The sequence below is a fragment of the Microbacterium maritypicum MF109 genome (assembly GCF_000455825.1).
GTDB lineage: Bacteria > Actinomycetota > Actinomycetes > Actinomycetales > Microbacteriaceae > Microbacterium > Microbacterium maritypicum_A.
Genome location: NZ_ATAO01000146.1, coordinates 43,502 through 56,231, shown reverse-complemented (window position 1 = coordinate 56,231; position 12,730 = coordinate 43,502). Strand labels below are relative to the sequence as shown.

At 67.9% G+C, this 12,730-nt stretch carries 10 protein-coding genes; 4 read left to right on the top strand and 6 right to left on the bottom strand.

Annotated elements, in window-relative coordinates:
• Positions 1 to 64: 64 nt before the first annotated feature.
• Positions 65 to 1,897, top strand: coding sequence for an AMP-dependent synthetase/ligase (locus L687_RS29075; RefSeq protein WP_021199323.1), 1,833 nt, complete (start codon positions 65 to 67; stop codon positions 1,895 to 1,897).
• Between the two features lie 61 nt (positions 1,898 to 1,958).
• On the opposite strand, the gene def is transcribed toward L687_RS29075, so the two are convergent.
• From def to L687_RS29060, 3 genes are all read right to left on the bottom strand, one after another.
• Entirely contained in the window at positions 1,959 to 2,450 is a 492-nt protein-coding gene (def, locus tag L687_RS29070) for a peptide deformylase (RefSeq protein WP_021199322.1), read from the bottom strand.
• Positions 2,450 to 4,300: a MinD/ParA family ATP-binding protein gene (locus L687_RS29065; RefSeq protein WP_031207072.1), complete on the bottom strand. Its 1,851-nt coding sequence runs from the start codon at positions 4,298 to 4,300 to the stop codon at positions 2,450 to 2,452. Before L687_RS29065 ends, def begins: the two co-directional genes overlap by 1 nt.
• Positions 4,301 to 4,365: 65 nt before the next feature.
• Positions 4,366 to 7,773: a pyruvate carboxylase gene (locus L687_RS29060; protein ID WP_021199320.1), complete on the bottom strand. Its 3,408-nt coding sequence runs from the start codon at positions 7,771 to 7,773 to the stop codon at positions 4,366 to 4,368.
• 93 nt (positions 7,774 to 7,866) lie between these two features.
• On the opposite strand from L687_RS29060, the gene L687_RS29055 reads away from it, so the two are divergent.
• The gene (locus L687_RS29055; RefSeq protein ID WP_029258366.1) at positions 7,867 to 8,679 is read left to right on the top strand and encodes a ParA family protein; all 813 of its coding nucleotides are present in this window, start codon (positions 7,867 to 7,869) and stop codon (positions 8,677 to 8,679) included.
• A 69-nt stretch (positions 8,680 to 8,748) separates the two neighbouring features.
• Here L687_RS29055 and L687_RS29050 read toward each other — a convergent pair whose 3' ends face one another.
• The 3 genes from L687_RS29050 to L687_RS29040 all read right to left on the bottom strand — a co-directional run bounded on the left by L687_RS29050 (position 8,749) and on the right by L687_RS29040 (position 10,566).
• Positions 8,749 to 9,294, bottom strand: a complete 546-nt coding sequence (locus tag L687_RS29050; protein ID WP_021199318.1) for a MerR family transcriptional regulator — start codon at positions 9,292 to 9,294, stop codon at positions 8,749 to 8,751.
• Positions 9,295 to 9,394: 100 nt separating this feature from the next.
• Complete coding sequence (ftsR, locus tag L687_RS29045; RefSeq protein ID WP_021199317.1) at positions 9,395 to 10,081, bottom strand: transcriptional regulator FtsR; 687 nt, start codon at positions 10,079 to 10,081, stop codon at positions 9,395 to 9,397.
• Positions 10,081 to 10,566: an FHA domain-containing protein gene (locus L687_RS29040; protein ID WP_021199316.1), complete on the bottom strand. Its 486-nt coding sequence runs from the start codon at positions 10,564 to 10,566 to the stop codon at positions 10,081 to 10,083. Before L687_RS29040 ends, ftsR begins: the two co-directional genes overlap by 1 nt.
• A 100-nt stretch (positions 10,567 to 10,666) precedes the next feature.
• Here L687_RS29040 and L687_RS29035 point away from each other — a divergent pair, with 100 nt between their 5' ends.
• Both L687_RS29035 and lpdA read left to right on the top strand, forming a co-directional pair.
• Positions 10,667 to 11,317, top strand: coding sequence for a copper resistance CopC family protein (locus L687_RS29035; protein WP_021199315.1), 651 nt, complete (start codon positions 10,667 to 10,669; stop codon positions 11,315 to 11,317).
• Between the two features lie 9 nt (positions 11,318 to 11,326).
• The gene (lpdA, locus tag L687_RS29030) at positions 11,327 to 12,724 is read left to right on the top strand and encodes a dihydrolipoyl dehydrogenase (RefSeq protein ID WP_021199314.1); all 1,398 of its coding nucleotides are present in this window, start codon (positions 11,327 to 11,329) and stop codon (positions 12,722 to 12,724) included.
• The last annotated feature ends 6 nt before the right edge of the window (positions 12,725 to 12,730 follow it).

Here is a 12,730-nt window from a genome sequence, read left to right as displayed (position 1 = left end):
GACTGGGTTCCATGCCCTAGACTCGGAAGCAAGTCCGTGCCCGACCGGTACCGAAGGAGCTGCCGTGGTCCAGTTTGAAGTCCCCGCGATCGTCCCCGCCGATCCCGACGCGAACGTCGCCGACCTGCTGGTGAAGCGCGTCGAAGCCACTCCGGATCGTGCGCTGTTCTCGGTTCCGGAGGGAGAGGGGTGGCGAGACATCTCGGCCGCCGACTTCCAGACGGCCGTGACCGCCCTCGCGAAGGGCTTCGTCGCCGCCGGCATCCAGCCCGGCGAGAAGGTCGGATTCCTGGCGCGCACGACGTACGAATGGACGCTCGTCGACTTCGCGCTGTTCTACGCCGGCGCCGTGATGGTGCCGATCTACGAGACCAGCTCGCCCTCTCAGATCCAGTGGATCCTCGAGGACTCCGGTGCCATCGCGCTCATCGTGGAGTCGCCTGAGCACTTCGCCCGCGTCGACGAGGTCCGTGGCGACCTCCCGCTGATCCGCGAGGTGTGGCAGCTGCACCTGGGCGCCATCGACACCCTGACCGCCCAGGGCGCCTCCGTGGCCGATGCCGAGATCGAACGCCGGCGCTCCCTTGCGGTCGGATCCGACATCGCCACGCTCATCTACACCTCCGGCTCCACGGGGCGCCCGAAGGGGTGCGTGCTCACGCACAGCAATTTCGTCGAGCTCTCCCGGAACTCCGCCAAGGCTCTGGACGAGGTCGTCCAGACACCGGGAGCCTCCACCCTCCTCTTCATCACGACTGCCCATGTGTTCGCACGGTTCATCTCGATCCTCGACGTCCATGCGGGAGTGCGCACGGGTCACCAGCCCGATACGCGCCAGCTTCTTCCGGCGCTCGGCTCGTTCAAACCGACGTTCCTCCTCGCTGTCCCCCGCGTGTTCGAGAAGGTGTACAACTCGGCGGAGCAGAAGGCCGAAGCTGGCGGCAAGGGCAAGATCTTCCGTGCCGCCGCCGACGTCGCCATCGAGCACTCCAAGCTGCTCGAAGCGGGCAAGCCGATCCCGTTCGGGATGAAGCTCAAGTTCGCCCTGTTCAACAAGCTCGTCTACAGCAAGCTCCGCGAGGCCATGGGCGGCAATGTCGTCTACGCCGTCTCGGGCTCCGCGCCCCTCGGCTCGCGGCTCGGCCATTTCTTCCACAGCCTCGGTGTGGTGATCCTCGAGGGCTACGGCCTGACGGAGACGACCGCGCCCGCCACGGTGAATCTGGCGGACAAGTCGAAGATCGGGACGGTCGGCCCCGCCCTCCCCGGCGTCGGCGTCCGCCTCGCCGACGACGGCGAGATCGAGGTGCGCGGCATCAACGTGTTCAAGGAGTACTGGAACAACCCCGAGGCGACGGCCGAGGCCTTCAGCGAGGGCGGCTGGTTCCACACCGGCGACATCGGCAGCTTCGACTCCGAGGGCTTCCTGACGATCACCGGGCGCAAGAAGGAGATCATCGTCACGGCCGGCGGCAAGAACGTCGCTCCGGCCGCGCTCGAGGACCCGATCCGCGCGAATCCGATCATCGGTCAGGTCGTGGTCGTCGGTGACCAGCGTCCGTTCATCTCGGCGCTCGTCACGCTCGATCCCGAGATGCTTCCGACCTGGCTCGCCAACAACGGCCTCGAGGCCACCATGTCGCTCGTGGACGCGTCCAAGAACGCGGCCGTCCGGGCCGAAGTGCAGCGCGCGGTCGATGCCGCCAATGCACGCGTCTCGCGAGCCGAGTCGATCCGGAAGTTCACGATCCTCGACTCCGAGTGGACGGAGGCCTCGGGGCACCTGACCCCGAAGCTCTCGATCAAGCGGAACATCATCATGAACGACTTCGCCGACGAGATCGCCGCGATCTACGACGAGCCCGTCGCGACCACGAATGTCCCGATCGGCGGCTGACCCGATCCCCCCGATGAAGAAGGGCCCCGCACGCGCGGGGCCCTTCTTCATCAGTCCGGCGTCAGAACCAGGAGCTCTCCCGCACTTCGCGCATGGCGACCTTGCGGACCTCCGGATCGAGCCGGGTCAGGAAGAGCTTGCCGTCGAGGTGATCGGTCTCGTGCTGCAGCGCCTGAGCGAGCAGGCCGTCCCCCTCGAGCACTACGGGGTCGCCGTCGAGATCGATCCCCTCGACGCGCGCCCAGGGATGGCGCTGCGCGTCGTGCCAGAGTCCCGGGACTGAGAGACAGCCCTCCCCCGTCGGCACCGGTTCACCGCGCACCTCGGTGAGCACCGGGTTGAGCACATAGCCGATGTCGCCGTCGATGTTGTAGCTGAAGGCACGCAGAGCGACGCCGATCTGCGGCGCCGCGACTCCCGCGCGCCCCGGCAGCTCGACGGTGTCGACGAGGTCGGCCACGAGTGCCCGGACCCCGTCGTCGATCACCTTGATCGGGGCGCAGACCGTACGCAGGACGGGGTCGCCGAAGATGCGGATCTCACGGACGGCCATCAGGCGGCCCTGGCCCGCAGGCCCTCGACCAGCAATGCCGCGAGTTCTCGGGCGGCGATGCGGGTCTCGGGCAGAAGGTTGGCGAACACGATCGTGCCACCCCCGGCGATCTGCGGGTCGTAGGGGACCCGCACGACACTCCGTGCACGTGTGCCGAAGTGCGCCTGCAACTCGTTCAGCCGCACGAGGGGCGTCCCGGGCGTGGACTGGTTGAGGACCACGATTGCCTCGCGCGCCTGCTCGGCATACCCGTTGGTCTCGAGCCACGTGAGGGTCTCGGATGCGAGGCGCGCCTCGTCGACACTCAGCCCCGAGACGATGACGACCTGGTCGGCGAGATCGAGAGTTGCCGACATCACCGAGTGGACGATCCCTGTTCCCGTATCGGTGAGGACGAGCGAGTAGTAGTGCGCCGCCACGCCGGCCACGTCACGGTAGTCGCTGTCGCTGAAGGCCTCGGCGATGCGCGGGTCGGCATCGGAGGCGAGGACGTCGAGGCGTGTCGCGTCGCGCGCCACGATGGCGGAGATGTCGTGGTATCCCTTGACGTCATCGTGGATGCGGACGAGGTCGCGCACGGACTTGCGGTGATGCGGACGCACGATGCGCTCGGCGAGTGTTCCGCGATCCGGGTTGGCGTCGACGGCGATCACGCGATCTTCCCGAGCGTCGGCCAACGCCATGCCCAGCAGCGCCGTGATCGTGGTCTTGCCCACCCCGCCCTTGCGGGAGAGTACGGGCACGAAGCGCGCTCCCCCCGCGAGCGGTGCGGCGATCCGCGCGGAGAGGGCCTTGCGCTCCCGCGCACGACGGCCGTCGCCGATGTTGATGCGACGACCGGAGACGGCGTAGAGGAAGTGGCTCCATGCCCCCTCGGGCTCCGGCTTCGCGATCCGGTGCGGGTCGAGCAACCGGTCGGCGGTGAGCAGATCGGCGGACTCGCGTGAGGACTCGCCCAGATCGTCCAGGCGCTTCGAGGTGAGCGTCACGTCCGTGCGGGCCGCCGGGCGAGCCGGTTTCGCCACGACGGGCCTCTCTTCTGGGGTGGACACGGTGGTGGTCTCCTTCTCAGCGGACGCCCGCACGGCGGATGCCGGTGCAGGAGGAGTCGTCTCGATCTCGGATCGAGCCTGGGAGAGGAACCGGGCGGCCGCGGCTTCCTCTGCAGCCCGCCCCTCGGCGGATTCCAGATCGTCGGCGACCGGCTCAGAGTCCGGCTCATCGATGACGACCGCATCGACGACGACCGCATCGACGACGACATCGTCGACGGGGATCACCGGATCGAGTGCGGTCACCTCGATCACGATCCGTTCCGTGCCGGGCGCCTCATCGATGACGGGTGCCTCATCGATGACGGGTGCCTCATCGATGACGGGTGCCTCATCGATGACGGGCGCCTCGTCGATGACGGGCGCCTCGTCGATCACGCCCGTGACGACGGGAGGTTCCACGGTCGACCCGACTGTGGGCTCGACGTTCGAGGAGGCCGCCGGCTCCTCCGCCGGTTCGACGACGGGGGCCGATCCGGAGACTGGCGCGGATGCGGCGGCGTTCGCCGATGGGGTCACAGGACGGGTCTGCGATTTCGGCAGCGTCTTCGTCTTCCCCTTCGTCCCGGACTTCGGGACCTGCTCCACGGCAGGCACCTGATCGATCACGAGGTCGCCGATGACCTCGCCGTCGACGACGCCGTCGTCGACGAGGTCATCCTCCTCGTTTCGGGGAAGGGTCACGCTGACCTGAGCGGTCCCGCCGAGGATGCCGATGCCGGCCGTGTCGAGAGACGCGGCTTCGTCGAGCACCCCCAGCGAGTTCTCCTCGGGGTCGGTGGTGTTCTTCGGTGTCACGATGTCGCTCCAAGCCTGCGCGAGCCTCGGGTGCGCACGCATGCGCGGCCCTCGCCCGCACAAGATTAGTGCGCCGGACGGATCACGACCAAAAGATCTCCGGCGTCCACCTGCTGCGTCTCGGCGATCGCGTGGCGCTCGACCACGCCGTCGACGGGGGCGGTGATGGCCGCCTCCATCTTCATCGCCTCGATGGAGGCGACGGGTTCGCCGGCCCGGACGACGGCTCCGACCTCTGCCTTCAGAGTGACGACGCCGGAGAACGGAGCCGCCACCTGACCGGGGACGGAGGTATCGGCCTTCTCGACCTCGATCGCATCGACCTTGATGGAGCGATCCCGGACGAACACCGGGCGGAGCTGTCCGTTCAGCGTCGTCATCACGGTACGCATCCCCTTGTCGTCCGCGTCGCCGATGGCTTCGAGCCCGACGTACAACCGCACCCCGCGATCGATCTCGATCTGGTGCTCCTGGCCGGCGACGAGGCCGTACAGGTAGTCGCTCGTGTCGAGCACCGACAGGTCGCCGAACAGCTCGCGACGCTCCGCGAACTCCGCACTGGGCGCAGGGAACAGCAGCGTGTTGAGTCGCGTCCGCCGTTCGGCGCTGGTCCCGCCGAGTGCCGCCTCGTCGTCTGCAGTGATCGCGGTGAGACCCTTACGCACGGAGCGCCCGGCGAGGACTTTGGTGCGGAACGGCTCCGGCCATCCTCCGGGAAGATCGCCGAGCTCGCCGGCCATGAAGCCCACGACCGAATCGGGGACGTCGTACTTCTCGGGATGGGCTTCGAAGTCGGCAGGGTCCGCCTTCACCGCCGCGAGGTGGAGGGCGAGATCGCCGACGACCTTCGACGACGGCGTCACCTTGGGCACACGGCCGAGGATACGGTCGGCCGCGGCGTACATGTCCTCGATGAGCTCGAAGTCGTCGGCGAGGCCGAGCGCCTTGGCCTGCTGCCGGAGGTTCGACAGCTGTCCGCCCGGGATCTCGTGGTGGTACACACGGCCTGTGGGACCGGGAAGCCCGGACTCGAAGGGCGCATACTGGCGACGCACCGCCTCCCAGTACGGCTCGAGGTCGGAGACGGCGTCGAGCGAGATGCCGCTGTCGCGTTCGGTATGGGCGAGGGCCGCGACCAGCGACGACAAGGACGGCTGACTCGTGGTTCCGGACAGCGGCGCCGACGCGGCGTCCACCGCATCCACGCCGGCGGCGCTGGCGGCGAGGAGCGTCGCGAGCTGACCGCCGGGGGTGTCATGCGTGTGCAGATGGACCGGCAGATCGAAGCGCGCGCGGAGCGCCGTGACGAGTGCGGCAGCGGCGGCGGGACGCAGCAGACCCGCCATGTCCTTGATCGCGATGATGTGCGCGCCGGCCTCGACGATCTGGTCCGCAAGGCCCAGGTAGTAGTCGAGGGTGTAGAGGTCCTCCGCGGGGTCGAGCAGGTCGCCGGTGTAGCAGAGCGCGACCTCGGCGATCGCGGTCCCGGTGTTGCGGACGGCCTCGATCGCCGGACGCATCTGCTCCACGTCGTTGAGTGCGTCGAAGATGCGGAAGATGTCGACGCCGCTGGCGGCGGCCTCCGCGACGAATGCCTCGGTCACCGCCGTCGGGTACGGCGTGTAGCCGACGGTGTTCCTCCCACGAAGGAGCATCTGGATCGCCACGTTGGGCAGAGCGGCACGGAGCTTGTCGAGGCGCTCCCACGGGTCTTCGCCCAGGAAGCGCAGCGCGACGTCGTAGGTCGCACCGCCCCATGCCTCGACCGAGAGGAGTCCAGGAGTGAGCCGCGCGAGATACGGTGCGGCAGCGACGAGATCCTTCGTGCGCACACGCGTCGCCAGAAGCGACTGGTGCGCGTCGCGGAACGTCGTATCGGTGATCGCCAGCGCCGTCTGCGCACGAAGGCTGCGGGCGAAGCCCTCCGGCCCCAGCTCGAGGAGCTTCTGACGCGAACCCGGCACCGGCTCCGAGGTCAGATCGATCGACGGAAGCTTGGTGACGGCGTCGACCACACCGGGGTGCACGCCGTGGGGCTTGTTCACCGTGACGTCGACCAGCCAGTTGAGGAGCTTCGTGCCGCGGTCCTTAGAGACGCGACCGCGAAGCAGCTCGGGCCGCTCGTCGATGAACGACGTGCTGACGTCGCCGGCGATGAACGCGTCGTCCTCCAGGAGCGCCTGGAGGAAGGGGATGTTGGTCGAGACACCGCGGATGCGGAACTCGGCGAGGGCACGACGGGCGCGGGCGACGGCTGCCGGGAAATCACGCCCGCGGCACGTGAGCTTCGCCAGCATGGAGTCGAAGTGGGGGCTGATCTGTGCGCCCTGATGGACCGTGCCGCCGTCGAGACGGATCCCGGCGCCCCCGGGAGAGCGGTAGGTCGTGATCTTGCCGGTATCGGGGCGGAAGCCCTGCGTCGGGTCCTCCGTCGTGATCCGGCACTGCAGTGCGGCACCGCGCAGATGCAGGTTCTCCTGCTGCAGTCCCAGTTCGGCGAGGGTCTGGCCCGAGGCGATGCGCATCTGGCTCTGCACCAGGTCGACGTCGGTCACCTCTTCGGTGACCGTGTGCTCGACCTGGATGCGCGGATTCATCTCGATGAAGACGACCTCGCCGGTGCGCTCCCCCGCGGTCTCGAGCAGGAACTCGACCGTCCCGGCGTTCTCGTACCCGATGGAGCGGGCGAAGGCGACGGCGTACCCGTGCAGAGCGGTGCGCACGCTGTCGTCGAGGTTCGGCGCCGGTGCGATCTCGACGACCTTCTGATGGCGCCGCTGCACCGAGCAGTCACGTTCGAACAGGTGCACGGTCTCGCCGGTCTTGTCGGCGAGGATCTGCACCTCGATGTGGCGCGGGCGCACGACCGCCTGCTCGAGGAACATCCTGGCGTCGCCGAAGGCGCTCTCGGCCTCTCGCATCGCTTCGGCCAGAGCGGGAGCGAGGTCCCCGGCCGTCTCGACACGACGCATCCCGCGGCCTCCGCCACCGGCCACGGCCTTGGCGAACAACGGGAATCCGATCTCCTCCGCCTGGGCGACCAGCGCCTCGACGTCATCGGATGCCTCGGTGGAGCGGAGGACCGGGACACCGGCTTCGATCGCATGGCGTTTCGCCTCGACCTTGTTTCCGGCCATCTCGAGCACGTTCGATGGCGGGCCGATGAACACGATGCCGTTCGCCGCCGCCTTCTCGGCGAGCTCCGGGTTCTCGGAGAGGAAGCCGTATCCGGGGTAGATCGCGTCCGCCCCCGACTCGAGTGCGACGCGGATGATCTCGTCGACATTCAGGTACGCGCGCACCGGATGCCCGCGCTCACCGATCTCGTAGGCTTCATCGGCCTTGAGCCGATGGACGGAGCCGCGGTCCTCATGCGGGAACACCGCGACGGTGCGCGCTCCCACTTCGACAGCCGCACGGAAGGCACGGATCGCGATCTCGCCGCGGTTCGCCACAAGGATCTTCTGGAACATGCACACCTCTGGGAGCTCGATGCGCAGCGTTTTCGATGCGCATGGGGCGGGGCTGAGTGTTCCCCCAGCCTAGGGGAAGGTAACGTGGTCTCCGTGCACGTACTCAGCGTCAGCTCTCTCAAGGGAGGCGTCGGCAAGACGACCGTGACACTCGGGCTGGCCTCAGCGGCTTTCGCCCGAGGCGTCCGGACTCTCGTCGTCGACCTCGACCCGCAGTCCGACGTCTCCACCGGGATGGACATCCAGGTGGCCGGACGACTCAACATCGCCGACGTCCTGGCGAACCCGAAGGAGAAGGTCGTCCGTCAGGCGATCACCTCCAGCGGCTGGGCGAAGGTGCACCCGGGCACGATCGACGTGCTCATCGGCAGCCCCTCCGCGATCAACTTCGACGGCCCGCACCCGAGTGTGCGCGACGTGTGGAAGCTCGAAGAGGCCCTCGCCTCCGTCGAAGCCGACTACGACCTCGTGCTCGTCGACTGCGCGCCGTCCCTGAACGCGCTGACCCGCACGGCGTGGGCTGCGAGCGACCGTGTCATGGTCGTCACCGAACCCGGCCTCTTCTCCGTCGCCGCAGCCGACCGCGCCCTCCGCGCGATCGAGGAGATCCGACGCGGACTCTCGCCCCGGCTCCAGCCGCTCGGCATCGTGGTGAACCGCGTGCGCCCCCAGTCCATCGAGCACCAGTTCCGCATCAAGGAGCTGCGCGACATGTTCGGGCCGCTCGTGCTCTCCCCTCAGCTGCCCGAGCGCACGTCTCTGCAGCAGGCTCAGGGTGCCGCCAAGCCGCTGCACATCTGGCCCGGAGACTCCGCCCAGGAGCTCGCCGCCGACTTCGACCAGTTGCTCGACCGCATCATCCGCACCGGTCGCATCCCCGTCCCCGAGAGCGGTCAGCAGAGCTGACCCTCCCGACGCGCACAGCGAAACGGCCGCCCTCTTCGAGGACGGCCGTTTTCTGTATGACGTGAGACGTCAGGCGGAACGCTTGGTGCGACGCGCGGACAGCTCGTCGACAGGGTCCGGAGCGGTGGCATCGAAGGCGACGAGCGTCGACTCCACCTCACGGAGCACCTTGCCGACGGCGATTCCGAAGACACCCTGACCGCGGCTGACGAGGTCGATGACCTCGTCGTTCGACGTGCAGAGGTAGACCGAGGCGCCGTCGCTCATGAGCGTGGTGCCTGCGAGATCGCGGATGCCGGCGCGACGGAGTTCCTCGACGGCGGTGCGGATCTGCTGCAGCGAGATGCCGGTGTCGAGAAGGCTCTTCACGAGCTTGAGGACGAGGATGTCGCGGAAGCCGTAGAGACGCTGCGAACCCGAGCCGCTCGCGCCTCGGACGGTGGGCTCCACCAGCTCGGTGCGAGCCCAGTAGTCCAACTGACGATAGGTGATGCCGGCGGCACGAGCAGCGACCGCACCACGGTAGCCGACCTCGTCATCCATGGCCGGAAGGCCGTCGGTGAAGAGGAGTTCGGGTACGAACCGCGGGTCGCCTGTGAGCTCATCCGCATTCATCTGAAATCCTCCCTGGAACGGTTATCTTCCACGGTAGAGCAGTGCCTGGGCACCAGCAATCACATCCGTGCCGCGGCGAAGGTGTGTCGCAATCAGTTCGTTACGAAAGCACGCGCGAGAGCGCATCCTTGACGAAGAGCGAGCGCACTTCGTCGATGCGCGTGGCGAGCTCGGGAGCGAGCTCGCTGGCTTTCGCTCGGGAGGCCGCATCGGTCCGGCGGAGCAGCGCGGACATGGCGGATTCGATGAGGGCGACCTCGCGCTCGGCGCCCTGACGCAGCGAACGAAGGTGCCGCGGCTCGATGCCGTGGCGGTCCAGGCCGACGAGACCGCGAAGCAGCGTCACCGTCGCCTCGGGGTAGCTCTCCTGAGCGGTGATGACGCCGGTGCTGATGGCGTCGTTGAGGAGCTGCGGGCCTGCTCCGGCCGCGGCGAGGAGCTCGTCGCGGCGGTACCGGCGGGGCGCCGGGGTGATCGACGGCGGGGGCACGAGAGCAGTCGCGTCTCCCCCGGCGTCGACGTCGTCGAGCTGTTCGCGGATGACGCTCAAAGGAAGGTAGTGATCACGCTGCAGCGTGAGTCCGAGCCGGAGGCGCTCGATGTCGGACGCCGAGAACTTGCGATAGCCGGAGTCGGTGCGCGAGGGGGTGACGATGCCCTGCACCTCGAGGAAGCGCAGCTTGCTGGAGGTCAGGTCGGGGAATTCCGGGGTGAGCCTTGCGAGCACCTGACCGATACTCAACAGACCCGCGGACGCAGAGCGTTCGCGGGCAGGAGAGGCCGCCATCAGGCGTTCGCCGCCGGGCGGTCGTGCGGAGAGGCGAAGAAGTTCAGACGGAACTTGCCGACGCGGAGTTCGGAACCGTCCACCAGGGTGCTGCGATCGACACGCTCGCCATTGACGTAGGTCCCGTTGAGCGAACGCTGGTCGATGATCTCGAACGTGGACCCCGCGCGCGTGATCTCCGCATGCCGGCGCGAGACCGTCACGTCGTCGAAGAAGATGTCGGCCTCGGGGTGACGGCCGACGGTCGTCACGTCGGTGTCGAGGAGGTACCGGGCTCCGGCGAGAGCGCCGGAGCGGACCAGCAGAAGCGCCGATCCCGCAGGCAGCGCGGCGATCGCCGACTGCTCGACGTCGGTGAGTTCCACTCCGAACGGCACGAACGACAGATCGGAATCGTGCCCGAACGTCTGCGTAACGTCGTGTCTCTGCTCACCGGAACGGTGGATCGCGGCTTCTCCGGCCGGTCGGCTGTCGCTGTCAGTCACTGTGCCCTCCTGGTTGTCCAGACTAACGGATGCCGAGCCGGTCGCGGGAGGCCGCTTCCACACTCAGCCACCCCATACCGAGGATTCATAGGCTGTACTCGTGAAGACCAAAGCTCTGAGCCGCTCGGCCGCCCCGATCGCCCTCGCCGCGACCCTGCTCGCCGCCCTTCTCGTGCTCCTCTCCCCTCTCTCCGCCTCTGCGCACGACGCACTCGTGTCGTCGTCGCCGGCGGCAGACGAGTCGGTCGAGGTCGTTCCCGCCGCGTTGACGCTCACCTTCAACGCGAAGCTGATCGGCGGCGAAGGCGCCACCGAGGTCGTCGTGACCGATCCGTCCGGCGCCACCATCACCGATGGTCCGGCGACCGTCGACGGCGCGATCGTCACGCAGCCCTTGACGGGCTCGGGGCCGGCCGGCGCCTACCACGTGATCTGGAAGGTCGTCTCCAGCGACGGGCACCCCACGTCGGGCGAGTACTCCTTCACCGTCACCGTCGGCGACGAAAGCGCCGCGACGACCGAACCCAGCGCCGCGCCGACCACGACGCCGCCGACGGCCGAGCAGACGGCAGCCCCCGCCCCCACGGCCACGACCGTGACGGAATCCGGCGATTCTGCCGACGGGTCCGCCTGGATCTGGGTGGTCGTGATCGTCGCCGTGCTCGTCGTCGCCGGCGTGGTCGTCTGGATCGTCATGAGCCGCCGCGGCGGAGGCCCCCGGACCGATTCCGACCCCTCCTCCGAGCGATAGGCTTAAGGCATGCCACACTACGACGTCGTCATCCTTGGTGCAGGTCCTGGCGGATACGTCGCTGCGGTTCGCAGCGCGCAGCTCGGTCTCTCCACCGCGATCATCGAGGAGAAGTACTGGGGCGGTGTCTGCCTCAACGTCGGCTGCATCCCCTCCAAGGCACTCCTGAAGAACGCGGAACTCGCCCACACCCTGAATCACAAGGCTGATTTCTTCGGAATCTCCGGTGAGTTCACGATCGACTTCGGCAAGGCCTTCGATCGCAGCCGCGAGGTGGCCGAAGGCCGCGTCAAGGGCATCCACTTCCTCATGAAGAAGAACAAGGTGACCGAGTACAACGGTCGCGGCACCTTCACCGGCCCCAAGGCGATCTCGGTCGCCAAGGCCGACGGCACGACCGAAGAGGTCACCTTCGACAACGTCATCATCGCCACCGGCTCCAAGGTCCGCCTGCTCCCGGGCGTCACGCTCAGCGAGAACGTGGTGACCTACGAAGAGCAGATCATGACCCGTGAGCTGCCCGAGTCGATCGTCATCGTCGGCGCCGGCGCCATCGGCATGGAGTTCGCGTACGTCCTGACGAACTACGGCGTCAAGGTCACGATCATCGAGTTCCTCGACCGTGCGCTCCCCAACGAGGACGCCGACGTGTCGAAGGAGATCACGAAGCAGTACAAGAACTACGGCGTCGACATCCTCACCTCGACCAAGGTCGAGTCGGTCGTCGACAACGGCTCCTCGGTCACCGTCACATACACCGGCAAGGACGGCCAGCAGAGCTCGATCGAGGCCGGCAAGGTCCTCATGTCGGTAGGGTTCGCCCCGAACATCGAGGGCTTCGGACTCGAGAACACCGGCGTGAAGCTGACCGAGCGCGGCGCGATCGACATCGATGACCACATGCGCACCAACGTCGACGGCATCTACGCGATCGGCGATGTGACGGCCAAGCTGCAGCTCGCCCACGTGGCGGAGGCGCAGGGCGTCGTCGCCGCCGAGACTATCGGCGGAGCCGAGACCCAGACGCTCGGCGACTACCGCATGATGCCGCGCGCGACGTTCTGCTCCCCGCAGGTCGCGTCGTTCGGTCTCACGGAGCAGCAGGCCAAGGACGAGGGGCGCGAGATCAAGGTCGCGACCTTCCCGTTCATGGCGAACGGCAAGGCACACGGCCTGGGCGAGCCGGTCGGCTTCGTCAAGCTGATCGCCGATGCCGAGCACCTCGAGCTCATCGGCGCACACATGATCGGCCCCGACGTCTCCGAGCTCCTCCCCGAGCTGACGCTGGCCCAGAAGTGGGACCTGACGGCTCTCGAGCTGGCCCGCAACGTGCACACCCACCCGACGCTGTCGGAGGCGCTGCAGGAGGGCTTCCACGGCCTCGCCGGTCACATGATCAACTTCTGATCGAGA